Origin of the sequence: Pseudomonas sp. KB_15, from assembly GCF_052114525.1 — a bacterium.
Classification (GTDB): Bacteria; Pseudomonadota; Gammaproteobacteria; order Pseudomonadales; family Pseudomonadaceae; genus Aquipseudomonas.
This window is the reverse complement of the sequence record NZ_JBFREX010000001.1, coordinates 14,066-40,375: the sequence shown is the minus strand read 5'-3', so window position 1 is coordinate 40,375 and position 26,310 is coordinate 14,066. Positions and strand designations below refer to the sequence as shown.

Genomic DNA, 26,310 nt, shown 5'->3' with positions numbered 1-26,310 from the left:
ACCGCTATCGCGAGCAAGCTCGCTCCCACAGGGATTTTCGTCATCACCCGAGATTGTGGCGGGCATAAAAAAACGGCCCGCGAAGGCCGTCTTTTGTTTACCGCAATGGCTCAACCGCCGAGGTACGCTTCGCGCACTTTCGGGTCGGTGAGCAGCGCTTCACCGGTGCCTTGCATCACCACCCGGCCGTTCTCCAGAACGTAGGCGCGGTCAGCGATCTTCAGCGCCTGGTTGGCGTTCTGTTCGACCAGGAACACGGTCACACCGTCCTTGCGCAGCTGTTCGATGATGTCGAAGATCTGCTGGATGATGATCGGTGCCAGTCCCAGGGAAGGCTCGTCGAGCAACAACAGCTTGGGCTTGCTCATCAGCGCACGGCCGATGGCGAGCATTTGCTGTTCGCCGCCGGACATGGTGCCGCCACGCTGGGCGAAGCGTTCTTTCAGGCGCGGGAAAAGTCCGAGGACCTTGTCCATCTGTTCCTGATAATCGCCCTTGTCGGTGAAGAAACCACCCATGGAGAGGTTTTCTTCCACTGTCAGGCGGGAAAACACCCGACGACCTTCCGGCACCACGGCAATGCTCTTGCGCATGATATGCGAGGAGTCCTGGCCGACCAGTTCCTCACCCATGTAGCGGATGCTGCCGCTGTGGGCCTGCGGCGAACCGCAGAGCGTCATCAGCAGCGTGGACTTGCCGGCACCGTTGGCGCCGATCAGGGTCACGATCTCGCCCTGACGGACTTCGACGTTGACGCTGTGCAGGGCCTGGATCTTGCCGTAGAAGGTGGAAACGTTTTCGAACTGCAGCATTTACGCTTCCCCCAGGTAGGCTTTGATCACTTCAGGATTGTCGCGGATCTGTTCCGGCGTACCGTTGGCCAGGGGGGTGCCCTGGTTGATCACGACGATGTGGTCGGAAATGCTCATGACCAGTTTCATGTCGTGCTCGATCAGCAGCACGGTGACGTTGTGTTCTTCACGCAGCACACTGATCAGCGCCTTGAGGTCTTCGGTTTCCTTCGGGTTCAGGCCTGCGGCCGGTTCGTCGAGCATGAGGATCCGAGGGCGGGTCATCATGCAGCGAGCGATTTCCAGGCGACGTTGCTGACCGTAGGCCAGGGTGCCGGCCGGACGGTTGGCGAACTCCTTGAGGTGAACCTTTTCCAGCCAGTACTCGGCGTACTCCATGGCCTCGCGTTCGCTTTTGCGGAACGCCGGGGTCTTGAACAGGCCGGACAGGAAGTTGGTGTTCAGGTGACGGTGCTGGGCGATCAGGAGGTTCTCGACCGCGGTCATGTCCTTGAACAGCCGCACGTTCTGGAAAGTACGCACCACGCCTTTGAGGGCGATCTTGTGGCCGGGCAGGCCCTCGATGGCCTCGCCGTCCAGCAGGATGCTGCCGCCGCTCGGCTTGTAGAAGCCGGTCAGGCAGTTGAATACGGTGGTCTTGCCGGCGCCGTTGGGGCCGATCAAGGCCACGACCTGTTTTTCCTTCACGCTTAAGGCTACGCCGTTGACCGCCAGCAAACCGCCGAAGCGCATGCTCAGGTTTTCTACTTTCAGGATCTCGCGGCTCATTTGCGCAGCTCCATGTGAGGACGTTGCATGGGCAGCAGACCTTGAGGACGCCAGATCATCATCAGCACCATCAAGGCACCGAACATCAACATGCGGTATTCGCTGAAGTCACGCATCAGCTCGGGCAACAGGATCATCACGACAGCCGCGAGGACCACGCCCAACTGCGAGCCCATGCCGCCCAGCACCACGATGGCGAGGATGGTGGCCGACTCGATGAAGGTGAACGATTCCGGCGTGACCAGCCCTTGACGCGCGGCGAAGAAGCTACCGGCGAAACCGGCGAAGCAGGCACCCAGGGTGAAGGCCGACAGCTTGATCACGGTCGGGTTCAGGCCCAGGGCACGGCAGGCGATTTCGTCTTCGCGCAAGGCTTCCCAGGCACGGCCGATCGGCATGCGCAGCAGGCGGTTGATCACGAACAGCGCGAACAGCGCCAGCAACAACGCAACGAGGTAGAGGAAAACCACCTTGCTGACGGGGTTGTAGGTCAGGCCGAAGAACTCGTGGAAGGTTTGCATGCCTTCGGCGGCCGTTCTATCGAAGCTCAGGCCGAACAGCGTCGGTTTGGGGATGTTGCTGATGCCGTTCGGTCCGCCGGTGAGGTCGGTCAGGTTGCGCAGGAACAGACGGATGATCTCACCGAAGCCCAGGGTCACGATCGCCAGGTAGTCACCGCGCAAACGCAGTACCGGGAAACCCAGCAGGAAACCGAAGGTGGCCGCCATCAACCCGGCGATCGGCAGGCAGATCCAGAAGCTCAGGCCGTAGTAGTGCGACAGCAGCGCATAGCTGTAGGCGCCCACCGCGTAGAAACCGACGTAGCCCAGGTCGAGCAACCCCGCCAGACCGACCACAATGTTCAGGCCCAGACCGAGCAGTACATAGATCAGAATCAGCGTGGCGATATCCACCGCACCGCGCGAACCGAAGAACGGCCACACCAGAGCGACCACGATCAACCCCATGATGATCCAGCGTTGGGTGCTGGGCAGGGTCATGAAGTGGCTGACCTTCGGCGAAACCAGCGAGCCTTTCGGCGCTGACTTCATCATGGTGCTCCACTGCTTGTCGAACAGCACCCGCAGGAACATCAGCACCGAGCTGGCGGTGATGATGAACAGCGTAGAGGTACTGGCACCCAGTACTTCGAGGTTGATGCCGGCGATGGACAGTTTCAGACCGAGTACCGGATAGGCCACGGCCCAGACCAGCAGGGCGCTGAACAGCGCTTGTTTAAGATTCCTAGTCATACTTTCTCAATCTCCGGACGCCCCAACAGGCCGGTTGGCCGGAATAACAACACCAGAACCAGAAGGCCGAAAGCCACCACGTCCTTGTACTGGTCACCGAATATATCGGCGCCGAATGCTTCGGCCACCCCCAGCACCAGGCCACCGAGCATGGCGCCCGGAATGCTGCCGATGCCACCCAGTACCGCCGCGGTAAAGGCCTTGAGACCCACCAGGAATCCGGCGTTCGGGTTGATCACGCCATACTGCATGCTGAGCAATACAGCCGCCACGGCCGCCAGGGCAGCACCGATAACGAAGGTCAGGGCGATGATGTTGTTGGTGTTGATGCCCAGCAGGTTGGCCATCTTGATGTCTTCGGCACAGGCCCGGCAGGCACGTCCCAAGCGTGAACGCGAGATGAACTGGGTGAGGCAGAGCATCACCACCAGGGTCACCACGAACACCAGGATCTGCATGTAGGAGATCAGCACTTCCTGTGCGCCGCCCGGACCGAAGCTGAAACTGCCCGGAATCAGGTTGGGGATCGATTTGTCCTTGGAGTCCTGCGAGAGCAATACGGAGTTTTGCAGGAAGATCGACATGCCGATGGCCGAGATCAGCGGGATCAGGCGGTTACTGCCCCGCAGAGGGCGGTAGGCGATCCGTTCGATGCTGTAGCCGTAGGCACTGGTTACAACGATGGTCGCCAGGAATGCGGCGGTCATCAACAGTGGCAGAGAATGGATACCCAGCATGGCCAGTCCGGCAAGGACGATGAAGGCCACGTAGGAGCCGATCATGTAGACCTCGCCATGGGCGAAGTTGATCATTCCAATAATGCCGTAAACCATTGTGTAGCCAATGGCAATCAGGGCATAGGTGCTGCCAATGGTCAGACCATTAACCAGCTGTTGGAAGAAGTGATAGATCTCAGGCATTACAACGCTCCTAAAAACCTGATACGCATTTCACTGGTGGAGTCATGTTCCGGCCCGGGCTATGTGGTCTGTAGCCACCTTCGCACGAGCGTTTGCCAGCGAACCGCTGGTGACGGTTTTAAGATTTTCAGGTAAGTCAGCTCCCGGATCGCGGGACTCTGACCCATTAACCTCGTAAAACAAAGCCCACTGCTTGCGCAGTGGGCTCTATTACTTATGGAGCCAGTTTACTGAGGCGAAACTTCGGTCTTTGGTTTACCGAAATGCCACTGATAAACCACGAACTTGAAGTTCTTCAGGTCGCCCTTCTCGTCGAACGACAGGTCGCCGGTCGGAGTCTTGAAGGTGCCGGCGCGGATAGCTGCGGCCACTTTGGCAGTGTCTTCGCTCTTCGCTGCCTTGATGCCTTCAGAGATCACTTCGACGGCCGAGTAGGCCGGGAACACGAACGGGCCGCTCGGGTCCTGTTTCTTGGCGGCGAACGCCTCAACCAGCGCCTTGTTGGACGGGTCCTGGTCGAAAGACTTCGGCAGGGTCACCAACAGGCCTTCGGAAGCGTCCTGGGCGATTTGCGAGATGGAGTCGTTGCCGACGCCTTCAGGCCCCATGAACTTGGCGTTCAGACCCTTTTCCTTGGATTGACGCAGGATCAGGCCCAGTTCAGGGTGGTAGCCGCCGTAGTAGACGAAGTCGACGTTGGCTTGCTTGAGCTTCTGGATGATCGAGGAGAAATCCTTGTCGCCGGCGTTGAGGCCTTCGAACACGGCAACCTTGACGCCTTTCTTCTCAAGGGTCTGTTTAACGGAAGTGGCGATGCCTTCACCGTATTGCTGTTTGTCGTGCAGCACAGCAACGATTTTCGGTTTTACGTGATCGGCAATGTAGTTACCGGCGGCAGGGCCCTGGGCGCTGTCCAGACCGATGGTGCGGAACACCATTTTGTAGCCACGATTGGTGATGTCCGGGCTGGTGGCAGCCGGGGTGATCATGATCACGCCTTCGTCTTCGTAGATGTCCGAAGCCGGTTGAGTGGAGCTGGAGCAGAGGTGACCTACAACGAATTTCACACCATCGTTGACCACTTTGTTGGCGACGGCCACGGCTTGTTTAGGGTCGCACGCGTCGTCGTATTCCTTGGCTTCGAGCATCTTGCCGTCGACGCCGCCCTTGGCGTTGATCTGCTCGATGGCCATCTTGGCGCCGATGAACTGCATGTCGCCGTATTGAGTGACCGGACCGGTTTTAGGGCCGGCGATGCCGATCTTGATGGTGTCAGCTGCGAACGAATGGCTGGCAACCCCGGCCAGAACCATAGCGGCAAACAGTTTGGAAATCTGCTTAGTAGCCTTAGTCATAGTGCTCCACTCTTACTGTTGTAGTTTTTATAGTCCTGGCGCCTTGGGCAGCAGAACCGGGTCAGATAGCTGCGACATTCCCCGGAAAAGCCCCTCGGCAACTGTACCGGTACAGTGTAGAGCGCCGATTGTCAGCCTGGGAAGGCGGCGCCGAGGGGCAAAACCTGCAAGTGTCGCTTTATTGAAAGTAAAAGACAGAATTGCGGCGGGGACATTGAGAGGCTTATAGCCGGATTCATTGCATTCCCTGGCTTTCCTGCGTTTTTCATTTCGGTCACTCAATTGCATCCGGGTTTTTCTGCCGGACCACCGACGTTATCATTCGCGTCGATTTCTTTTCCGGACAGTCCCATGAATCAAGAACCTAGCACCCTCTATGCCAAGCTGCTTGGTGAAACTGCATCTATTACCTGGAAAGAGCTGGAGCCGTTCTTCGCCAAGGGTGCCCTATTGTGGGTCGATCCCGGCCTGGATTTGATCGCCGCCGCCGAGGCCGTGGCCCAGGATGAAGGGGAGAAAGTGGCTGCCTGGCTGGCCACTGACAAGCTCGCCAAACTGTCTGAAACGCGGGCGCTGGACCTTTTTGAACGTGATCCGCAGTTGTGGGCGGTGGTTGTTTCGCCGTGGATTCTGATCCAGGAAAGGGCGCTGGCTTAAAAGGTTGCACCTGTTTGGTGCGCTCTTTTCAAAGGGAAAAGTGTGTAGCCGAGTAGCGTGATGGCATGTTGCCGTAGAGAAAGGCCACAGCTTCACGGTGACGTAAACGTAACGGGAACAGTTGAGAGCGCAACTGAACGGCTGCTCAATTGTTTCTTAATGTTGATTAAGTGGTGCGTTTGAGGGCGCCATCGCGAGCAGGCTCGCTCCCACAGGTGACCGCGTTCTTTCAGTCAGAACGCGAATCATGTGGGAGCGAGCCTGCTCGCGATTGGCAGCGACGCGGTTTTTCGCCGGTCCTAGTACGCAGTCTTGCCCGTATGGTTATTCAACGAAATAACCTTGGTCTTGCCAATGCGGTGACGGTAGATCTCGCGCAGGTACTTGATCGCTTTCTTCACACAGTCGCGTGACAGGCGGATGTCGTTGATCGAGACGAATTTTTCCTTGTCGTTGATCAGCTCGCGATATTTCTTCTCGTACATCGGCTTGATCGCGTACCAGTTGGTATCGAGGATCTTCGCCGGGTTCTCGAATTCGTTGAGCAAGTCGTCGATGCGGTCCTCATCGAATTCCTCCTGGACGATGAAGTCCAGAATCGAGTTGTCCAGGGTCTCGTCGAAACGGTACGCAGGCTTCGCAAAGCAGCGCTTGATGAAGGCCACGATCAGCGTCAGGAAGTCGTCCGACAGGCACGGGCTCTTGGCGATCAGGGTGGTCAGTGACAGGTTGGCGGAGGCACCGATCACCAGCGCGTAGCGCTTGAGCGTGGTGTTGGGGAACAGGCTGTTGAGGTGAGTCTTCAACCGGTTCAGATCCATGTAGGACAGCTTGTAGTCTTTCGGCAAGGAAACGATCGACACCACCGACGAGCAATTCTTGAAGAAGTGCAGGTCATGCAGGGCCGCCGCGTCGTAACCCGAGTTCTTGTACTGCTCCAGCGACGCACGATAGCGCTTGGATTCGATCGGCAACAGGCTGATGCCTTCGATGGCCTGGGTGACCTTGTTGAAATGCGGCAGGTCGATCGAACGGAAGAACAGGTCGTCGATGTTCAGGCGTTGCGGCTCTTTCTCGAATACCTTGAATTTGTCGCTGCTCGGCGGCGGGGTTTCCGGCACCACGGACTCGGCATAGGCAATCGCCACCGGGCCGGCCAGGCTCATGAACAGGTCGTTGGCGTCCAGGCGGATGGTTTCGCCGATGTCGATGCCGGCGCGACGGAAATAGTTCTGGTCGTAGTCGGTGGTAACCGCCTGGGCCGTCAGAATGTTGAAGATCTGCTGCGAGATATATTGGTTGGCGTGCTTTTCCATCGCATTGACATCAATGTTCTGGATGTTGCCGTCATCGTTTTCTTCGGCGTAACGCATGATGTCGTTGGAAATCAGCATCATCGCGTTCCATGGGCGGATACGACCCATGACGCTGGCTTCGCTGCTGTCTTCATTGGCGAAGTTGTAGGAGAAGTCCCATTCTTCCGACAGGTATTTGCACAGCAGGCGGCCGGCATTGATGTGCAGCGCCTCGGACATTTCACTGCGGTGATCGGAAATGTTCGGCAGTACACAGATGCCACTGGTGAAGATCGGTTCGAAGACGAAGGAGTGGCCGCTCTTGCTGTCGTGCTCGTCCATCGGCTTTGTGTCGAACGTCTTGTTCATGTACGAGTGCTGCTGGGCCAGGCCGAATTCCGAGGCCATGCCCGAACCGGTACCGCCGCCGGCACTGAAGATCGAGAAATACAGGCGCGACTGGTTGGCCTTGATGCCGCAGCTGTCGATCAGGTACGAGTGAATCATTTTCCAGTCAGGGCTGGAGAAACGCTGGGTGTCCTTGTTCAGGATGATCTTGGCCAGATACTGGCCGAGGATTGGCGCGTTACCGGCGCCACCGGCGTGGACTTCCGACAAGTCCATGATTTTCATCTTGCTGTAGTCGCGCAGGAAGCCGCTTTTTTCGCCCTTGCGCGAGAAGCGGATGCGTCCGGCAATGTCCTTGTCCAGGTCGCCGAGCATCACCAGAGGCTCGACCAGAAACACCGGCTTGGTGTTTTTGTTCTGGCCCAGGCGCAGGTTGTTGCGGATCCACTGGGCCGGGCTGTAGCCCTTTTCGGCAAAACGCTTGTCCGGTGACAGGCGATCTTCGTTGTTGAATTCGTTGAGGTAGAACTTGCGGGCGTTGTACACCAGCTCCGCCACGTCCAGCGCAATGTTCGAGCCGCAGCGGCCCAGGCCGATCAGGCACACCGAGGGGAATTCCTGATCGTTGTGCTGTTCGCTGTCGCCTTCCAGGTGCGGTGCGCGCGGGAACACCATGTCGCGCAGGCCGTCGAGGTTGTCGAGGATGCGGTCGGTGTTGGTTTCCGTGAAGTACAGGTATTGCTGGGTCGCCAACGGACGGGATTGAATCAATGGCTTCGGTGATGACGGGCTGTTGGCCGCGGGGCTCAACGTCAGATCGGTTACCGCAGTGGCCGGGTTGTTTTTAGAAGTCATTGTTCGCCATCTACCTGGGCTGATTGGTTGGCCGACTCGCTGTCGTCGAACCGTCACGGAATAGAATCGCGTCTTTTTTCAGCGCGTACTCGGACCATGCCTTGGTCTTTAGCCTGAGCATCACTCGGGGGGGAATCCTTTCCTAAGTCATGATGAATCGGCCAGTATTCGGTGATCTTTAATCAAAAGGAGGCTAAATGATGTCAATGCTACCTTCGCTAGGGTTTGCCGGGATCGGCCTGATGGGGTTGCCGATGTGCCGGCGCCTGCTGGCCGCGGGTTATTCGCTGGCGGTATGGAATCGCAACCCGGACAAGTGCAAGCCGCTGGTGGAAGCCGGCGCCCGTCAGGTCGCCAGCCCGGCCGAACTGTGCCGGCACGCTGACGTGGTGATGTTGTGCCTGGCGGATACGTCGGTCGTACGCGAGGTAGTGTTTGGTCCGACAGGCATTATCGAAGGGGCGAAAAAAGGCCAGCTACTGGTGGATTTTTCCAGCCTGGAGCCCAACGCAACGCGGGAGATGGCCGCAGACCTCGCCAGTAGAACCGGCATGCACTGGCTCGACACGCCGGTGTCCGGCGGCGTGGTGGGGGCTGAGGCCGGGAGCCTGGCGATCATGGTCGGCGGTGACGTACAGGATCTGGAACGGGTCCGGCCTGTTCTGTTGAGCCTGGGGCAGCGTGTGACGCACATGGGCGGCGTCGGGGCAGGGCAGGTGACCAAGGCGTGCAATCAGATGATCGTCGCCTGCAATGCATTGGTGATTGCCGAAGTGGTCGCGCTGGCGGAGCGTTCCGGGGTTGATGCGAGCCTGATCGCCGAAGCGCTGGCCGGCGGCTTTGCCGATTCGAAACCGTTGCAGATCCTGGCACCGCAGATGGCGGAAAACCGTTTCGAACCGGTCAAGTGGCATGTGCGCACGTTGCTCAAGGATCTTGATACTGCGGTGAAGTTTTCCCGTGAACAAGGCTCGGCAACACCGATCAGCGGTCTGGCCGCGCAGTTGATGCGCCTGCATGGGAGTCAGGGTTTCCTTGAGAAAGACCCGTCTACGTTAGTGCAGATGTACCGTGAGCCAGGCTCGGCGTCGTGACGGTATAGGCGTGCTTGCGCTGGTTGATTTCGTTCAGCACCGGATGCAGCTCGGCCAGTGGTACCGGCCGGCTCAGCAGATAGCCCTGGACGAAGTCACAGCCGTGGTTTTCCAGGAATTGGTATTGCTCGAAGGTTTCCACCCCTTCGGTGACCACTTGCAGGTGAAGGGTATGGGCCATGACGATAATCGCCTGGACAATCTCCATGTCCTGGGTGGCCTTGGGGATGTCCTGGATGAAGGAACGGTCGATTTTCAGCGTGTTGAGTGGCAAGCGCTTGAGGTAGGCCAGGGATGAATAGCCGGTGCCGAAGTCATCGATCGACAGCGAAACGCCGAGGGCGCGAATCTGTCGCAGCAACACCAGTGTGTTGGCGATATTGCCCATCAAGGCGTTTTCCGTGACTTCCAGTTCCAACCGGTTGGGCGCCACACCGGCGACCCGCAATGCGTACTCGATTTCATCGGCCAGTTCTTCGCGTGCGAGGTTCAGCGGCGAGCAATTCACGGCGATCTTGAGGTCTTCACAGCCTTTGCGCGACAACTCACCCAGATCCTCGCAGGCCTTGCGCAGCACCCAGTTGTCCAGCTCGGCGATCAGGCCGTTGGCCTCGGCGATGGCGATAAAACGATCCGGTACGAGTAAACCATGGACCGGGTGTTGCCAGCGAATCAAGGCTTCGAGCTTGCTGACCTGACCGGTCTTGAGGTCATAGATCGGCTGGTAATAGAGCATCAGTCCGGTATCTTCACGCAGGGCGTGGCGCAATTCTTCTTCCAGCTGCAGCTCCAGTATGGCGCGGGCTTTCAGGTTGGCGCTGAAAAAATTCAGCCCGTTGCGGCCGCTGCCCTTGGACTGATACAGCGCCAGGTCGGCGTTCTTCAGCAGTTCCTCACACGTCTTGCCGTCTTCCGGAAACAGACTGATGCCGATGCTGGTGGTCATGACCATGCGCCTGCCGGCCAGCTCGATGGGCTCCTTCATTTTCAGCATGATGCGTTGGGCCATATGCCGCGCCTCCTCACGATCATGCAGGTTGATGAGCAGGCAGAACTCGTCACCACCGAAGCGTGCGACCACATCCTCGTGACTGCGAATCGAGCTCTTGATGTGTTGGGCAAGTACTTTGAGCAGATCGTCACCGGCATCGTGACCAAGGCTGTCGTTGATCCGCTTGAAATGGTCGATGTCCAGGAACATGACCGCCAGCATCCCGCCTTCGTTGGTTTTCTCCATGAGTTTTTCGGCGAAGATCTGGTTGAACCCGCGGCGGTTGATCAGGTTGGTCAGCGGGTCGTAGTGCGCCACCTGTTGCAGTGACATGCGCGCCTGGTCCAGTTGGCTGAGCAGGGAGTTGACCCGCTGCAGGTCGTGATCCTTGTGTTGCAGTTTCTTGTCCGCCAGTGCCGCGCTGATGCTGCTGCCGATGATCAGCAGGGCCATGACCGTTACGGTCAGTGCCAGTTGCAGTTGGCTGTGTTCGCCGGTTTGCGCTGGCAGGCTGTCGCCCGGCAGCACCATGTTGAAGGCGGCCATCGCAGTGAGGTGCATGCTGAGGATGCCAGCCCCGAGCAACAGGCTGGCGCTGTATTTGAAGAGCTGATGCAGCATGCCGGTGCCGTCGCGCAGATACCATGCCAGCAACAAGGCTGCCAGCGCGGCACCGATCGCGATCGCGATGGAAAGGGCGAACAGGCCCGGATGGTAATAGACCTCGGCATTGGAGTGCATGGCCGTCATGCCCACGTAATGCATGGTCGCGATACCCAGGCCGATCCCGATCGATGATGTGAGGCACTGTCGGAAACTCAGCTCAGGAAGGCTGAGGGTGTGCATGGCCAGCCACGCGGCGAGCAGCGCGATGGTTAGTGAGAACACTGTGACAGGCAGTTGATAGTGAAGATCGATAGGTGTCTGGAATGCCAGCATCGCGACGAAGTGCATGGCCCAGATACCGCCGGCCAGGCATCCGCTGCCAACCCAGCGCCAGCGTGTCTTGGAAGCGGAATTTTCAGCGTGAGCAACCCGTTCGGCCATGTCCAGCGTCGCGAAACAGCCGACACAGGCGACCAGGTAAGCCAGCAGCACCAGAAAAGGGTCATGTGTGCAATTAAGTACTACCTGCCCACTCTCTGGTAGCTCGGTAAGGAAATGCAAACCAAGCCATTCCATAGCATGCCCCATTGTTATCCTCAGGCTGGCGCAAGGAGCGCCGGCGAATGCCTTGGAGTATAGAGGGCATGGATGGAGCGCAAGCGGTGGTGGCACATTGATGCCAATCTTTTTGATATTAGGCTAATAGCGATTAGTGCTATGACTCAGGCGAATTGCTTCTGAGGCGTCTCGAATACGGGTTGCAGGGCCGGCAAGCCGAAAGCGGCACGGGCCGCGTCGCAATCGGGATTGGCCACGCCATCGACCCAGGAAGCTTCGAATTCCCGACAGGTGCTGGAGCGTTTTTCGTAAATCGAGCATTGCACCGTACTGCCCACCTCTCCCACCAGACTGGTGCAGCGTACGGGTTTGCAGCCGGTGCCGAGCATCGCGACCCGACTGGGGCTGATCTGCTCGACAAGCTCATCGGGTACCGTCCCCCCGGACGAAGCGCATTCACCCCAGAAAAATGACACGCGAAAATGAGAACAGCAGGCACCGCAATTCAGACACGGACTGGCTTCGGACATGGGCGATTATCGTAAGGAGGAGTGGAGACACAGGGGGGAAACAAGGCCGCTATTCTAGGCTTCGCCAACGGCTTGGGAAGGGGGGGTGAAAGGTATTTTTTATCGGCCGGACGAACTGCTGGATATCCATCCGGAGAACGCTGCGACCCTGTGGGAGCGGGCTTGCTCGCGAAGGCGGTCTGTCAGTCACCGCCTGTATTGAATGTGCCGGCCTTTTCGCGAGCAAGCCCGCTCCCACAGGCTGTGCGCCATGGGCAGGTATCAGCCTGGCGAATAATGAAAGACAGTTATGACCGGCCTGTCTAGATTGCAAAGTCCGGGGGCAGTGACGCCCCAAAAACAATAAAAGAGACGGACCCATGCAGAACTCGACCCAAGCGGCCAATGCCTGGCGCATCCTGTTCCTGTTGTTCCTGGCCAACCTGTTCAATTTTTTCGACCGCACCATCCCGGCGATCATCATCGAGCCCATTCGCATGGAATGGCACCTCAGTGATTTCCAGTTGGGGATCATCGGGACGGCATTCACCATCGTCTACGCCATTGCCGGCTTGCCGCTGGGGCGCATGGCCGATACCGGCTCGCGCAGCAAACTGATGGGGTGGGGGTTGGCGGTGTGGAGCGGGCTGACGGCTGTCAACGGCATGGTGGGCAGTTTCTGGAGTTTCCTGATCGTGCGCATGGGCATCGGCATCGGCGAGGCCAGCTATGCGCCGGCCGCCAATTCGCTGATCGGCGACTTGTTTCCGGCACATCGTCGGGCGCGGGCCATGGGCATCTTCATGCTCGGTCTGCCATTGGGGCTGTTGCTGGCGTTCTTCACCATCGGTGCGATGGTCAAGGCCTTCGATAGCTGGCGCGCGCCGTTTTTTATCGCGGCGGTGCCCGGGCTGATCCTCGCGATCTTCATGTTTTTTATCAAGGAACCGAAGCGCGGCGCCGCCGAGAACGTTCAGGTTTCGCAGGAAAAGATCGATCGGCCGATCCGTCGGGTATTGGCCGTGCCGACCTTCCTGTGGCTGGTGATGGCCGGCCTGTGTTTCAACTTCGCCACTTATGCCTGCAACTCGTTTCTGGTGCCGATGCTGCAACGCTACTTCCTGATGCCGTTGCAGGAAGCAGCGGTCGCTACCGGGGTTATTGTCGGCGTGACCGGGCTGTTCGGCCTGACTCTGGGGGGCTGGATCGCGGACAAGATTCACCAACGGGTCGCCAACGGGCGCCTGTTGTTTGCGGCCTTCAGCCTGATGATTTCGACACTCTGCACCGCGTGGGCACTGCATTCCGGGCGAATCGAGATCGGTGTGTTTGTGGCGGTGTTCAGTCTCGGATGGTTGTTTGCCTATAACTTCTACACCTGCGTGTACACGGCGATTCAGGATGTGGTCGAGCCGCGGTTGCGGGCAACGGCGATGGCGCTGTTCTTTGCCGGGTTGTACCTGTTGGGCGGTGGTCTGGGGCCGGTGGTGGTCGGGGCCTTGTCGGATCACTTTGCGCACACGGCGATGCTTGCGGCGGGGGCGGAACAGATGACCGAAGCCTTCAAGGCGGTCGGCCTGCATGACGCGATGTACCTGATTCCGGTGGCGCTGTTACTCACCGTGGTGTTTCTGTTCCTGGCTTCGTGTTGTTTTGTGCGCGATGCCAAGCGGATGAAGGAAGGGTTGGTGGCTGTTGTTGAGCCTGAAGGTTCTGCGGTGACTGCTTAACCGCTATCGTCGGAACGCCGCCCGGAGCAAGCTCGCTCCCACAGTGGATCTTCGGTGCAAATGAGATCCCTGTAGGAGCGAGCCTGCTCGCGATGAGGCCATCCGCATCACTGCAAAAACCAGATAAACAAAAAAGGCCCGCATCGCTGCGGGCCTTCTATTTAACAGGGCAAAGGAGGGGATTAACCCGCCACCAGCACCCGGATCGCTTCCAGTCGCAGCGCAGCCTTGTCGAGCATGGCCAGGCCTTGCTCGCGTTGTGCGCGCAGGGCCATCAGTTCGCTGTCGCGTACGGTCGGGTTGACCGCTTGCAGCGCGGTCAGACGTGCCAGTTCTTCTTCGGTATCGGCAGCCAGGCGACGCTGCGCCTCGGCGACACGTTCAGTGTGGCGAGGCAGGATCTTCGCTTCACCGGCATTGATCCGTGGCGTCAGTTGGTCACGCTGGGCCTGGATGAACTTGTTGGCGCTGGCACGGGGCACGCTTTCGAGCTGATCGTTCAAGGTTTCGAACGACACGCGGGCCGACAGGTCGTTGCCGTTGGTATCGAGCAGGCAGCGCAGGGCAGCCGGCGGCAGGTAGCGGCCCAGTTGCAGTGAGCGTGGTGCAACCACTTCGCTGACATACAACAGTTCCAGCAACACGGTGCCCGGCTTGAGTGCCTTGTTCTTGATCAGCGCCACGGCGGTGTTGCCCATGGAACCGGATAGCACCAGATCCATGCCGCCCTGAACCATCGGGTGCTCCCAGGTGATGAACTGCATGTCTTCACGAGACAGCGCCTGGTTACGGTCGTAAGTGATGGTCACGCCTTCGTCGTCGCCCAGCGGGAAGCTGGCGTCGAGCATTTTTTCGCTCGGCTTGAGGATCAGGGCGTTTTCCGAGTGGTCTTCGCTGTCGATGCCAAAGGCGTCAAACAGGGTTTCCATGTAGATCGGCAGCGCGAACTGGTCGTCTTGCTCAAGGATATCTTCCACCAGCGCATCGCCTTCGCCCGCGCCACCGGAGTTCAGCTCCAGCAAGCGGTCACGGCCGGTGTGCAGCTCGGCCTCCAGGCGCTCACGCTCGGTGCGGGCTTCGTCGATCAGCGCTTGCCACTCGCCATCGTCGGCTTCTTCGAGCAGCGGCAGCAGGCGCGGGCCGAACTGGTGCTGCAGGGCGTTGCCGGTCGGGCAGGTATTGAGGAACGCGTTCAGCGCTTCGTGGTACCACTGGAACAGACGCTCTTGCGGGCTGGTTTCCAGGTACGGCACGTGCAGTTCGATGATGTGCTTCTGGCCGATCCGGTCCAGACGACCGATGCGTTGCTCCAGCAGGTCCGGGTGGGACGGCAGGTCGAACAGCACCAGGTGATGGGAGAACTGGAAGTTGCGACCTTCACTGCCGATTTCCGAGCAAATCAGCACTTGCGCGCCGAACTCTTCGTCGGCGAAGTAGGCGGCGGCGCGGTCACGCTCGAGGATGTTCATGCCCTCGTGGAACACCGTGGCCGGGATGCCGGAGCGCACGCGCAGGGCGTCCTCCAGGTCCATGGCGGTTTCGGCGTGGGCGCAGATCACCAGCACTTTGGTGCGCTTGAGCATTTTCAGCTGGTCGATCAGCCACTCGACGCGCGGGTCGAACTTCCACCAGCGTTCTTCTTCGCTGGCATCCGGTTGGGCCTGGAAACTGACTTCCGGGTACAGCTCGGCGTGATCGCCCAACGGCAGCTCAAGGTATTCGTCCGGGCACGGCAGCGGGTACGGGTGCAGCTTGCGCTCCGGGAAGCCTTGCACGGCGGCGCGGGTGTTACGGAACAGCACGCGGCCGGTGCCATGACGGTCGAGCAGCTCGCGCACCAGGCGGGCGCTGGCTTCGGTATCGCCATCGTTGACGGCGGCCAGCAGGGCTTCGCCTTCGTTGCCGAGGAAACCGTGGATGGTCTTGTGGGCTTGCGGCGACAAGCGTCCCTGATCCAGCAACTCCTGAACGGCTTCAGCCACCGGGCGATAGTTTTCGCTTTCGGCGCGGAAGGCTTGCAGGTCGTGGAAGCGGTTCGGGTCGAGCAGGCGCAGACGCGCGAAGTGGCTGTCCTGGCCCAGTTGTTCCGGGGTGGCGGTCAACAGCAGCACGCCAGGAATGGTTTCGGCGAGTTGCTCGACCAGCGAGTACTCAGGGCTGACCTGATCTTCGTGCCACACCAGGTGGTGAGCCTCGTCGACCACCAGCAAGTCCCAGCCCGCCGCGAACAGTGCGTCCTGGGCTTTCTCGTCGTCCACCAGCCACTCAAGCGCGACCAGCGCGAGTTGGGTGTCTTCGAACGGGTTGCTGGCATCGCTTTCGATGAAGCGCTCTTCGTCGAACAGCGCGACCTGCAGGTTGAAGCGGCGGCGCATCTCTACCAGCCACTGGTGCTGCAGGTTCTCCGGAACCAGGATCAGCACACGGCTGGCACGGCCCGAGAGCAATTGGCGATGGATCACCAGGCCGGCTTCGATGGTTTTGCCCAGGCCCACTTCGTCGGCCAGCAGAACCCGTGGCGCGATACGGTCGGCGACTTCGCGGGCAATGTGCAACTGGTGCGCGATCGGTTGCGCGCGCACGCCACCCAGCCCCCACAGCGAGGACTGCAATTGGCGGCTGGTGTGTTCCAGGGTGTGATAACGCAGGGAGAACCAGGCCAGTGGATCGATCTGGCCGGCGAACAGACGGTCGCTGGCCAGGCGGAACTGGATGAAGTTCGACAGCTGGGTTTCCGGCAGGGTGACCACTTCGCTCTGCCCGTTGAGGCCGTGGTAAACCAGCAGGCCATCAATGTCGTCGACTTCGCGTACGGTCAGTTTCCAGCCTTCGAAGTGAGTGATGGTGTCACCCGGCGAAAACCGCACACGGGTCAGAGGCGCATTCCGTAGCGCGTACTGGCGGGTGTCGCCAGTGGCCGGGTAGAGCACGGTCAACAAGCGGCCGTCCTGTGCCAGAACGGTGCCTAAACCCAGCTCGGCTTCGCTGTCACTGATCCAGCGTTGCCCCGGTTGATACTGCTGCGCCATGCTGCCTGACTCCCACCTGAAAAAGCGGGCTATCTTAACGGAATGAGCGCTTCAGGGCCAAAGGACTCTCAGAAAAACTCACAGTCATACGTTAGCCCACCTGTGCATGACGCGCCGCTCAGTGCACTAATGAGTGCCAATTGGGTCACAGTTTGCGACCGATGGCTCAAGTCGCCATCCCCGCAGCCGACAGCCTGCTGACAGGAGACCGAAAACCATGCTGCCACCGATGCTCCCCTTGAGTGCCGTGCCGATCACTTCACAGACTGACCCGATCCGCCAGCGTCCGGATATTCCACCGGTGGTGCCGGTGCAGGAAAGCTCCAGTGAAAGCACCATTGACCTGCAAAAGCGCAATCCTGAGGAAGACGGGTTAGTGCTGCGCGAGGAACAGCGCCGCAGGCAGGAGCAGGAACGGCGCCGCCGTGAAGCCGACAATGACCCCGAGGCGCACCTGGCGATTCCCGGCGATGAACTCAATGCCGACAACACCGTGCCGGTGGCGCCGCTGATGGAAGATCAGCCGCGGCAGGGGCTGTGGGTCGATATCGAGATTTGAGCGCAGGCTGGTCAGCGCGGCCGTCAGGCCGCATTATTGGCGCAGGGTTGCCGAACGCTACGGTGGCTGAAATTCATTTCAAGCGATGCACTGACCGCCATGAGCCAAGATGACAAACTGATTGACCTCAACGCTGAACGCGCCAAGCGTATCCATGACCTCAATGACAAGCGGCTCAATGAAGTCCGCCAGGCGTTCGAGCAGGCCATGCCGTTGGGCAAGGCAAAGAAAAAGCCGAAAAACAAACCGAAAAAGCGCTGAAGTCCCCCCGCATTCATTGATGCGGGTCAAACTTTCCCCTTCCTCTTGCCCAGTCTCGGGCGACATTGATCCCGGTCAATATTCTCTCCTGCCCGTTTGGTTAACTTAGCCCTATCGCAACAGGCCAGGTGCAGGAGACGCGTCATGTTTTTCGACAACGTGGTGATCGCCGGAGTGCTGACTGTCAGCCTCATGTTTGTGTTTTTTGCAGGGTTCGGACTTTTTATCTGGAAGGATTCGCAGAAGCGGAAATAACCGTGGTTCTTTCTGGGTGTAATGAGCACGCAAGGCATTTTGGGCAACTTCGGTTGCCCTTTTTTTTGCCTGTAAAACTCTATCGATACACGCAAACCCTGTGGGAGCGAGCTTGCTCGCGATGAGGCCATAACATTCAGCATCTATATTGACTGCAAGGCCGCTATCGCGAGCAAGCTCGCTCCCACTATGATTTGTGGTGTGGCGAAAATTATGGCAATAAAAAAGGCGCGATCCTTGCGGAGCGCGCCTTTTTCGTTTGGCTGCTTATCAGCTGCCAAGTGCCTTCGAGGCCAGCCAGAACAACCCGGCCGACAGGGCCACGGTGGCTGGCAGGGTCAATACCCAGGCCAGCAGGATGGTTCTGACGGTGCCGCCTTGCAGGCCGCTCTTGTTGGCGACCATGGTGCCCGCCACGCCCGAGGAAAGCACGTGGGTGGTGGAAACCGGCAGGCTGAAGATGTTCGCCATGCCGATCAGGCTGGCAGTGGTGATCTGAGCCGACATGCCTTGGGAGTAGGTCATGCCCTGCTTGCCGATCTTCTCGCCAATGGTCAGTACCACGCGTTTCCAGCCGACCATGGTGCCCAGGCCCAGGGCCAGTGCAACCGCCAGGATCACCCAGAACGGAGCGTATTCGGTAGTTGTCGTCAGGTCCTTGCGCAGCTTGTCCAGGTCAGCCTTTTCACGGGCCCCGAGAGTTGGCAACTTGCTGACTTTCTTCGCTGTATCGTCCAGGCAGAGCAGATAGCGACGGACTTCGATACGGCTTTCCGCCGACAGCGAATGGTAGTCAGCTACACCCTTGAGGGTGCCGAGCAGGGCGGCAATGGTCGGTTCGGTCTGTTGCGGGTTGCAACGGAATTTCTCCGGCAGATCGCCTTCCACGCTCTTGCCCAGGGCCAGGAATTCGCCCAGGGTTTCGGAATTGCGCTGGTAGAACTGGCTCAGGTGCAGGGTCGCGTCGCGAGTCCGCTCGATCTGATAGGTCGTGCTGTTCAGGTCGAGGACGAACTGCGCTGGCACGATACCGATCAGGACCAGCATGATCAGGCCGATACCTTTCTGGCCATCGTTGGAACCGTGCACGAAACTCACGGCCATGGCCGAGATCACCAGTACCAGGCGATTCCAGAACGGCGGGTGTTTCTTGTCGTCGATCTTGCGGCGCTGTTCCGGCGTCTTGTGCATCTTCGACAGCGGACGCCACCATTTAAGACCGATCAGGATCAGCGCGGCGATCAGGAAACCTGCCATTGGCGAGAACACCAGTGACATGCCGATATCGATCGCCTTTTGCCAGTTCACCCCGTCGGCCAACGGAATATCGTTGATCAGGGCGTTGGCCAGGCCGACACCGAGGATCGAACCGATCAGCGTGTGGGAACTGGAGGCGGGGATACCGAAGTACCAGGTGCCCAGGTTCCAGGTGATGGCGGCGGCGAGCAACGAGAACACCATGGCCAGTCCGTGACCGGTGTTCACATTGATCAGCAGTTCTACCGGCAGCAGGTGGACGATGGCATACGCCACGCCGACCCCGCCCAGCAGCACGCCGAGGAAGTTGAACACACCGGAGAAGAACACTGCCAGGTGAGGCGGCATGGCCTTGGTGTAGATAACGGTCGCCACCGCGTTAGCGGTGTCATGAAAGCCGTTGATGAACTCGAAGGCGAGGACAAAGGCCAGGGCGAGCAAGAGGCTCACAAGCACCCAAGCATCCAGTCCGCTGAATAAATCGATCATGAAGGTTTTCTGACCCGGTCATAAGGGGGCGCGATTATGCCAGAAAAGACTGCTAATCAATGCACTAGCTGCTCGTCGGTAACATTCTTCAACGATTTTTTTTGCCGCAGCACCTGAAAACCCACGGTTTTGCTGTGTTTTTTAAGTCATTGATTTTATTGAAAAAATATACTGTCACAAAACCTTCACGGCCCGCTGAGAGGGGCTTGAAAAGTTGTGTGAAAAATCTGAGAAATAGGTCAGATACCGGAAATCTGCCGGATTCGACGACGGTGATGGCCGCTGCCCGCTCGTAGCGGGCGCGCAAGGCAACATCGATACATCCCGCTTTTAACGGGTGCAGAGGCAGGCCCTTGTAAGGATCAGGCAGAAGCAGTCACGGCTCTTCGGCTTTGAGTTCCTTTTCCATTTTTTGAAGTTCTTGCTGGAAAACCTGATCCTGAACGGTGGCGCGTTTGCGCCAGGGTTTGCGTTCGGGTTCGGGTTGAGCGGCGTAAGTGGTGACTTCTCCGCCGTAAACTTCCTTGTAACGTTGTTCCTGGCGCTCTAGCTCCGCGCGCAGTTCGTCTTTCGTCACAGTGCTACCTGATTGAGTTGGGATTAATTCTGGTGAAAACGCGCTGCATCAAATCGATTGATCACGTTCGTCGAATGGGCAATGCCCGGAAGGCATTGTTTAGGCAACAGGGTGATCAATACTTCCATGTCGCAGGCGGCCACGGCACCAGAGATAAACAGCTGTCGTAGCTTCAGTTTCCTGTTTCAGCAAGCGCACCGGCAAAGCTGTGCAATGCAGGTCTGGCGCTCGCTATGGGCAACGGCGACGAAACATCGCCTTGCCCGGTAAGCGGGTTCGGTATGTAAAAAACCGAAGCGCTACTGAATTGTATTATAGCGGCCGATTTGAAGAACACTATCTCCAAAAAGTTAAAAGTGGATCTTGGTGTGTGACCATTTTGTTGCTCGAAACTTTACGATGAACTAGAACGTCGACTGATGCCACGTTGCTGCGATGCCTTTCTGACGCCATTAAGTCGAGCAAGTTACGGTAATTAGATTGGGCCATTAAGTCTTGGGTCGAGACGATGTAAACATAGGTTACTGAGTCGGCGAAAAACCGCACATCGGCTGATTTGGCTGTTTACACGGCGGATTGCGATTATCGGTCGAGCGTTCGATAATCGCCCAGAGTTGGCCGGTCGGGCTTGAGCGTCAGACGCTAGCCCCTTGTAATAGTCGCTGATCCGAGTGGGAAAAAGGTCCTTATATGAACGATCAAATGCGCAATTCCTTCGCTTCAGTGGCTCCGCCCATCGTTGCTTCACCGGCCAAGCGGATCCAGGCACTGACTGGCGACCCGGATTTCATGACGTCTCTGGCCCGTGGCCTGGCCGTGGTGCAAGCGTTTCAGGAGCGCAAACGGCACCTGACCATCGCCCAGATCAGCCACCGCACGGAAATTCCCCGCGCCGCCGTGCGCCGTTGCCTGCACACCCTGATCAAACTCGGCTACGCCACCACCGACGGCCGCACCTATTCGCTGCTGCCCAAAGTGCTGACCCTCGGCCATGCCTATGTGTCATCAACGCCGCTGGCGGTTTCCGCCCAGCCTTACCTGGACCGCATGAGCGAGCAACTGCACGAGGCCTGCAACATGGCCACGCTGGAGGGTGATGACATTCTGTACATCGCCCGCTCCGCGACCACGCAGCGGCTGATTTCGGTGGACCTGTCGGTGGGCGGTCGCTTGCCGGCCTATTGCACGTCGATGGGGCGGATTCTGCTGGCCGCGCTGGATGACACGTCGCTGGGCGAATACCTCGATCACGCCGAATTGCAGGCCAAGACAAGCCGCACGATTCACACCCCCGAGGCATTGCTCGAATGCCTGCAAGAGGTGCGACAGCAAGGCTGGTGCATCGTCGACCAGGAACTTGAGCAAGGGCTGCGTTCGATTGCCGTTCCGGTGTACGACGCCTCCGGCCAGGTGGTCGCGGCCCTCAATGTCAGCACCCATGCCGGGCGAGTCAGTCGCAATGAGCTGGAACAGCGTTTTCTGCCCGGGCTGCTGAGTGCCAGCCGCGACCTCAGTACCCAGCTGTTCACCTAAGGTGTTCGATAAACGCACAGAGTCGCGCTTGGCGAATTGACGCTGTTTCCCGTGGATCATTAATGTCGCTGCTGCGTCAGCCCCGGCTGGCTCCTTTTCGACTGTGATCCATGGAATAAAAATAATGAACCAACCTCAGTCTGCTGTAGGAAACTGCCTCGACGTGCAGTCCTTCATCAATGCCCAACCCATTTCACGCTACCAGTGGCGGGTAGTGATCCTGTGTTTCCTGATTGTCTTCCTCGATGGCCTCGATACCGCGGCCATGGGTTTCATCGCGCCGGCGTTGTCGCAGGACTGGGGCATCGATCGCGCCAGCCTAGGGCCGGTGATGAGCGCGGCGCTGATCGGCATGGTGTTCGGCGCACTTGGTTCGGGGCCATTGGCTGACCGCTTCGGCCGAAAAGTCGTACTGGTCGGTGCGGTGCTGGTGTTCGGCGCCTTCAGCCTGGCCTCGGCCTACAGCACCAATGTCGATCAGTTACTGGTGTTGCGCTTCCTGACCGGCCTGGGTTTGGGCGCCGGTATGCCAAACGCTACGACCCTGCTGTCGGAGTACACCCCGGAGCGCAAAAAGTCCCTGCTGGTGACCAGCATGTTCTGCGGTTTCAACCTCGGCATGGCTGGTGGCGGATTCATTTCGGCCAAGCTGATTCCGGCGTTCGGCTGGCACAGCCTGTTGCTGATCGGCGGGATTCTGCCGTTGATCCTTGCTGTGGTCCTGTTGTTCTGGCTGCCGGAATCGGCGCGATACCTTGTAGTCCGTAACCGTGGCACCGACAAAGTGCGCAAGACCCTGGCACCCATCGACCCGACACTGGTGGCCCAGGCGTCCAGCTTCAGCGTGCCGGAACAGAAAACCGTGAAGGCGCGCAATGTGTTCGCGGTGATTTTCTCCGGCACCTACAGCGCCGGTACCTTGCTGTTGTGGTTGACCTATTTCATGGGCCTGGTGATCGTTTATCTGCTGACCAGCTGGCTGCCGACGCTGATGCGTGACAGTGGCGCGAGCATGGAGCAGGCAGCCTTCATTGGCGCGCTGTTCCAGTTTGGTGGCGTGCTGAGTGCGGTGGGCGTGGGCTGGGCGATGGATCGGTTCAATCCGCACAAAGTCATCGGCATTTTCTACCTGCTGGCCGGGGTGTTTGCCTACGCGGTAGGGCAGAGCCTGGGCAACATCGCGCTGCTGGCGACTCTGGTGCTGGTGGCCGGGATGTGCGTCAACGGTGCGCAATCGGCGATGCCGTCGCTAGCGGCGCGATTTTATCCAACTCAAGGGCGGGCCACCGGGGTGTCGTGGATGCTCGGCATCGGCCGCTTCGGCGCCATCCTCGGTGCCTGGATGGGCGCGACGCTGTTGGGGCTGGGCTGGAACTTCGAGCAAGTGCTGACGGCGCTGGTGATCCCGGCGGCTTTGGCAACAACAGCGGTGGTGATCAAGGGCATGGTCAGTCATGCGGATGCGACATGACAGCCTGATCCGGAGTCTCGTGTTGGTTTGAGGACCCATTCGCGGGCAAGCCCGCTCCCACAGGGATACGCGGTCACCTGTGGGAGCGGGCTTGCTCGCGAAGCTTTTGATCTGCATTGTTAGTCGAGCAACAATATGTTCGATTATCGAACGGTTAGTCGATTATCGGATTGTTTGGCGTTTTGCACAGGCTTAACCTTCAGTCATTCCGGCGCTGCGCATCGGCGCCTTCTTCCACTGTCGGTTAACAACAAACGGGAGCCTGCCCCATGGCTGAAATCCTTTCGCTGCACGACGCGGTGAAGAAATTCGTAAACGACGGCGATACCGTCGCGCTCGAAGGCTTTACCCACCTGATCCCTACGGCGGCGGGTCATGAAATCATTCGTCAGGGCAAGAAAGATCTGACGCTGGTGCGGATGACGCCTGACCTGATCTACGACCAGTTGATCGGTGCCGGTTGTGCCCGCAAGCTGATTTTTTCCTGGGGCGGCAACCCGGGTGTCGGCTCCCTGCATCGCCTGCGTGACGCGGTGGAGAAACAGTGGCCGCATGCGCTGGAGATCGAAGAGCACAGCCACGCCGACCTGGCCAATGCCTACGTCGCCGGCGCCTCCGGCCTGCCATTCGCAGTACTGCGTGCCTACGCCGGTTCCGACTTGCCGAAGGTCAACCCGCTGATCAAATCCGTCACCTGCCCATTCACTGGCGAGGTGCTGGCCGCCGTGCCTTCGGTACGCCCGGACATTACCGTGATTCACGCGCAGAAAGCCGACCGCAAAGGCAATGTGCTGCTGTGGGGCATTCTCGGCGTGCAGAAAGAAGCCGCGCTGGCCGCCAAGCGCTGCATCGTCACCGTTGAGGAAATCGTCGACGACCTCAATGCACCGATGAACTCCTGTGTACTGCCAACCTGGGCCTTGAGCGCGGTTTGCCACGTGCCTGGCGGCGCGCATCCGTCCTACGCCCACGGCTACAACGAGCGCGACAACCGCTTCTACCAGGCCTGGGACCCGATTGCCCGCGACCGTGAAACCTTCACCGCGTGGATCAACGAATACATCCACGGCAGCGCTGACTTCAGCGAGTTCCAGGCCAAACTGGCCGCCGCTTCGGAGGCGAAGTAATGACTTACACCACCAATGAAATGATGACCGTCGCCGCCGCCCGCCGCTTGAAGAACGGTTCAGTGTGCTTCGTCGGCATCGGCCTGCCGTCGAAAGCGGCCAACCTGGCGCGCCTGACGTCCTCGCCGGATGTGGTCCTGATCTATGAATCGGGTCCGATCGGTGCCAAGCCAAGCGTACTGCCGCTGTCGATCGGTGACGGTGAGCTGGCGGAAACCGCCGACACCGTGGTCCCGACCGGCGAGATTTTCCGCTACTGGCTGCAGGGCGGGCGCATTGACGTTGGTTTTCTCGGTGCTGCGCAAGTGGACCGTTTCGGCAACATCAACACCACCGTAGTCGGCGATTACCACGCACCGAAAGTGCGTCTGCCGGGTGCCGGTGGCGCGCCGGAAATTGCCGGTTCGGCCAAGAGCGTGCTGATCATCCTCAAGCAATCGGCGCGTTCGTTTGTCGACAAACTCGATTTCATTACGTCCGTCGGCCATGGCGAGGGCGGTGATTCGCGCAAGCGTCTCGGTCTGCCGGGCGCCGGTCCCGTCGGCATCATCACTGACCTGTGCACCATGGAGCCGGAAGAGGGCACCCACGAGTTCGTGGTCACCGCGCTGCACCCGGGCGTGACCCGGGAGCAAGTGGTCGCCGCCACCGGTTGGCCGATTCGCTTTGCCGACAGCGTTGCAACCACCGCCGAGCCGACCGAAGTCGAGCTGACCGCGCTGCGTGATCTGGAAGCCCGTACCGCCGCCGCCCACGGCCAAGCCCCTGGAGAAGCCTGATGCGTGACGTTTATATCTGCGATGCGATTCGCACCCCCATCGGCCGTTTCGGCGGTGGTCTGTCGACGGTACGTGCCGACGATCTGGCTGCCGTGCCGATCAAGGCCTTGATGGAGCGTAACCCGTCGGTGGACTGGAACGCGGTGGACGAAGTGTTCCTCGGCTGCGCCAACCAGGCCGGGGAAGACAACCGCAACGTAGCGCGCATGGCGCTGCTGCTGGCGGGCCTGCCGGAAACCATTCCCGGCGTGACCCTTAACCGCCTCTGCGCTTCGGGCATGGATGCCATCGGCACCGCGTTTCGTGCCATCGCCAGCGGCGAGATGGAGCTGGCGATTGCCGGTGGCGTCGAGTCGATGTCCCGTGCGCCGTTCGTGATGGGCAAGGCCGACGCTGCGTTCTCGCGCAACATGAAGCTCGAAGACACCACCATCGGCTGGCGCTTCATTAACCCGTTGATGAAAGCCCGGTACGGTGTGGACGCGATGCCGCAGACCGGTGACAACGTGGCCGACGATTACCAGGTCTCCCGCGCCGATCAGGACGCCTTTGCCTTGCGCAGTCAGCAACGCACGGCTGCCGCACAAGCCACCGGGTTCTTCGCCGAAGAAATCGTCGAAGTGCGCATTGCCCACAAGAAGGGCGAAACCGTGGTCAGCCAGGACGAACATCCTCGCGCCGACACCACCCTGGAAGCCCTGACCAAACTCAAACCGGTCAATGGCCCCGATAAAACCGTCACCGCCGGTAATGCCTCGGGTGTAAACGACGGTGCAGCAGCGTTGATCCTGGCCTCGGCCGAAGCGGTGAAGAAACATGGCCTGACCGCCCGCGCCAAAGTGCTGGGCATGGCCAGCGCCGGTGTTGCGCCGCGGGTGATGGGCATTGGCCCGGTGCCGGCGGTGCGTAAACTGACCGAGCGCCTCGGCGTGGCAGTCAGCGATTTCGATGTGATTGAACTCAACGAAGCCTTCGCCAGCCAAGGCCTGGCGGTGCTGCGTGAACTGGGGATCGCGGACGACGCGGCCCAGGTCAACCCGAACGGTGGCGCGATTGCCTTGGGCCATCCGTTGGGCATGACTGGCGCGCGACTGGTGTTGACTGCGTTGCATCAGCTGGAAAAAAACGGCGGCAAGAAAGGCTTGGCGACCATGTGCGTCGGCGTTGGCCAGGGTCTGGCCTTGGCGATCGAGCGCGTTTGAGCGTCCTGTCGGCTAACAAG

Annotated in this window: 22 protein-coding genes; 11 read left to right on the top strand and 11 right to left on the bottom strand. The window is 59.4% G+C overall.

The features are described 5' to 3' along the window. Positions 1 to 110: 110 nt before the first annotated feature. The 5 genes from AB4Z35_RS00165 to AB4Z35_RS00145 all read right to left on the bottom strand — a co-directional run bounded on the left by AB4Z35_RS00165 (position 111) and on the right by AB4Z35_RS00145 (position 5,108). Positions 111 to 812, bottom strand: a complete 702-nt coding sequence (locus AB4Z35_RS00165; RefSeq protein ID WP_108227855.1) for an ABC transporter ATP-binding protein — start codon at positions 810 to 812, stop codon at positions 111 to 113. Further along, positions 813 to 1,580: a high-affinity branched-chain amino acid ABC transporter ATP-binding protein LivG gene (livG, locus tag AB4Z35_RS00160; RefSeq protein ID WP_442095629.1), complete on the bottom strand. Its 768-nt coding sequence runs from the start codon at positions 1,578 to 1,580 to the stop codon at positions 813 to 815. Continuing rightward, positions 1,577 to 2,833: a high-affinity branched-chain amino acid ABC transporter permease LivM gene (locus AB4Z35_RS00155; RefSeq protein ID WP_442095628.1), complete on the bottom strand. Its 1,257-nt coding sequence runs from the start codon at positions 2,831 to 2,833 to the stop codon at positions 1,577 to 1,579. Before AB4Z35_RS00155 ends, livG begins: the two co-directional genes overlap by 4 nt. Then, entirely contained in the window at positions 2,830 to 3,753 is a 924-nt protein-coding gene (gene livH / locus AB4Z35_RS00150; RefSeq protein WP_046043982.1) for a high-affinity branched-chain amino acid ABC transporter permease LivH, read from the bottom strand. Before livH ends, AB4Z35_RS00155 begins: the two co-directional genes overlap by 4 nt. Before the next feature lie 227 nt (positions 3,754 to 3,980). Further along, positions 3,981 to 5,108, bottom strand: a complete 1,128-nt coding sequence (locus tag AB4Z35_RS00145) for a branched-chain amino acid ABC transporter substrate-binding protein (protein ID WP_442095627.1) — start codon at positions 5,106 to 5,108, stop codon at positions 3,981 to 3,983. 351 nt (positions 5,109 to 5,459) lie between these two features. On the opposite strand from AB4Z35_RS00145, the gene AB4Z35_RS00140 reads away from it, so the two are divergent. Next, complete coding sequence (locus AB4Z35_RS00140) at positions 5,460 to 5,765, top strand: DUF2288 domain-containing protein (protein ID WP_442095626.1); 306 nt, start codon at positions 5,460 to 5,462, stop codon at positions 5,763 to 5,765. A 299-nt stretch (positions 5,766 to 6,064) separates the two neighbouring features. On the opposite strand, the gene AB4Z35_RS00135 is transcribed toward AB4Z35_RS00140, so the two are convergent. After that, on the bottom strand, positions 6,065 to 8,263 hold the full coding sequence (locus tag AB4Z35_RS00135; RefSeq protein WP_442095625.1) for a hypothetical protein: 2,199 nt from the start codon (positions 8,261 to 8,263) through the stop codon (positions 6,065 to 6,067). A 197-nt stretch (positions 8,264 to 8,460) separates the two neighbouring features. Between AB4Z35_RS00135 and AB4Z35_RS00130 the strand changes: the two genes are divergently transcribed. Continuing rightward, a complete protein-coding gene (locus tag AB4Z35_RS00130; protein WP_442095624.1) occupies positions 8,461 to 9,357 on the top strand; it encodes an NAD(P)-dependent oxidoreductase in 897 nt (298 codons plus the stop codon). On the opposite strand, the gene AB4Z35_RS00125 is transcribed toward AB4Z35_RS00130, so the two are convergent. Together AB4Z35_RS00125 and AB4Z35_RS00120 are read right to left on the bottom strand one after the other, a co-directional pair. Continuing rightward, positions 9,314 to 11,530 carry a putative bifunctional diguanylate cyclase/phosphodiesterase gene (locus AB4Z35_RS00125; RefSeq protein ID WP_442095623.1) on the bottom strand — a complete coding sequence of 739 codons (2,217 nt, stop codon included), beginning with the start codon at positions 11,528 to 11,530 and terminating at the stop codon, positions 9,314 to 9,316. The genes AB4Z35_RS00130 and AB4Z35_RS00125 overlap by 44 nt on opposite strands. A 146-nt stretch (positions 11,531 to 11,676) precedes the next feature. Further along, positions 11,677 to 12,042, bottom strand: coding sequence for a YkgJ family cysteine cluster protein (locus AB4Z35_RS00120; protein ID WP_116262168.1), 366 nt, complete (start codon positions 12,040 to 12,042; stop codon positions 11,677 to 11,679). A 359-nt stretch (positions 12,043 to 12,401) separates the two neighbouring features. Here AB4Z35_RS00120 and AB4Z35_RS00115 point away from each other — a divergent pair, with 359 nt between their 5' ends. Further along, entirely contained in the window at positions 12,402 to 13,751 is a 1,350-nt protein-coding gene (locus AB4Z35_RS00115; RefSeq protein ID WP_442095622.1) for a spinster family MFS transporter, read from the top strand. Between the two features lie 182 nt (positions 13,752 to 13,933). Here AB4Z35_RS00115 and rapA read toward each other — a convergent pair whose 3' ends face one another. Beyond that, the gene (gene rapA, locus AB4Z35_RS00110) at positions 13,934 to 16,780 is read right to left on the bottom strand and encodes an RNA polymerase-associated protein RapA (protein WP_442095621.1); all 2,847 of its coding nucleotides are present in this window, start codon (positions 16,778 to 16,780) and stop codon (positions 13,934 to 13,936) included. A gap of 217 nt (positions 16,781 to 16,997) precedes the next feature. On the opposite strand from rapA, the gene AB4Z35_RS00105 reads away from it, so the two are divergent. The 3 genes from AB4Z35_RS00105 (at position 16,998) to ccoM (ending at position 17,855) form a co-directional block, all read left to right on the top strand. After that, complete coding sequence (locus AB4Z35_RS00105; protein WP_007998360.1) at positions 16,998 to 17,339, top strand: hypothetical protein; 342 nt, start codon at positions 16,998 to 17,000, stop codon at positions 17,337 to 17,339. A 99-nt stretch (positions 17,340 to 17,438) separates the two neighbouring features. Then, the gene (locus AB4Z35_RS00100; protein WP_007998358.1) at positions 17,439 to 17,600 is read left to right on the top strand and encodes a hypothetical protein; all 162 of its coding nucleotides are present in this window, start codon (positions 17,439 to 17,441) and stop codon (positions 17,598 to 17,600) included. A 144-nt stretch (positions 17,601 to 17,744) separates the two neighbouring features. Then, on the top strand, positions 17,745 to 17,855 hold the full coding sequence (gene ccoM, locus AB4Z35_RS00095) for a cytochrome c oxidase subunit CcoM (protein WP_007998356.1): 111 nt from the start codon (positions 17,745 to 17,747) through the stop codon (positions 17,853 to 17,855). A 270-nt stretch (positions 17,856 to 18,125) separates the two neighbouring features. On the opposite strand, the gene AB4Z35_RS00090 is transcribed toward ccoM, so the two are convergent. Then, a complete protein-coding gene (locus AB4Z35_RS00090) occupies positions 18,126 to 19,601 on the bottom strand; it encodes an inorganic phosphate transporter (protein WP_442095620.1) in 1,476 nt (491 codons plus the stop codon). A 376-nt stretch (positions 19,602 to 19,977) separates the two neighbouring features. Then, entirely contained in the window at positions 19,978 to 20,178 is a 201-nt protein-coding gene (locus AB4Z35_RS00085; RefSeq protein ID WP_007986337.1) for a hypothetical protein, read from the bottom strand. A 690-nt stretch (positions 20,179 to 20,868) separates the two neighbouring features. On the opposite strand from AB4Z35_RS00085, the gene pcaR reads away from it, so the two are divergent. The 5 genes from pcaR to pcaF all read left to right on the top strand — a co-directional run bounded on the left by pcaR (position 20,869) and on the right by pcaF (position 26,290). Continuing rightward, positions 20,869 to 21,711: a pca regulon transcriptional regulator PcaR gene (pcaR, locus tag AB4Z35_RS00080; protein ID WP_007986334.1), complete on the top strand. Its 843-nt coding sequence runs from the start codon at positions 20,869 to 20,871 to the stop codon at positions 21,709 to 21,711. A gap of 124 nt (positions 21,712 to 21,835) precedes the next feature. After that, positions 21,836 to 23,182 (top strand): MFS transporter, encoded by a 1,347-nt coding sequence (locus AB4Z35_RS00075; RefSeq protein ID WP_442095619.1) that lies wholly within the window; start codon positions 21,836 to 21,838, stop codon positions 23,180 to 23,182. Between the two features lie 269 nt (positions 23,183 to 23,451). Beyond that, a complete protein-coding gene (locus AB4Z35_RS00070) occupies positions 23,452 to 24,309 on the top strand; it encodes a CoA transferase subunit A (protein ID WP_007986329.1) in 858 nt (285 codons plus the stop codon). Further along, on the top strand, positions 24,309 to 25,088 hold the full coding sequence (locus tag AB4Z35_RS00065; protein ID WP_277535285.1) for a CoA-transferase subunit beta: 780 nt from the start codon (positions 24,309 to 24,311) through the stop codon (positions 25,086 to 25,088). The genes AB4Z35_RS00070 and AB4Z35_RS00065 overlap by 1 nt, the downstream gene beginning before the upstream one ends. After that, complete coding sequence (gene pcaF, locus AB4Z35_RS00060) at positions 25,085 to 26,290, top strand: 3-oxoadipyl-CoA thiolase (RefSeq protein WP_442095902.1); 1,206 nt, start codon at positions 25,085 to 25,087, stop codon at positions 26,288 to 26,290. Before AB4Z35_RS00065 ends, pcaF begins: the two co-directional genes overlap by 4 nt. The last annotated feature ends 20 nt before the right edge of the window (positions 26,291 to 26,310 follow it).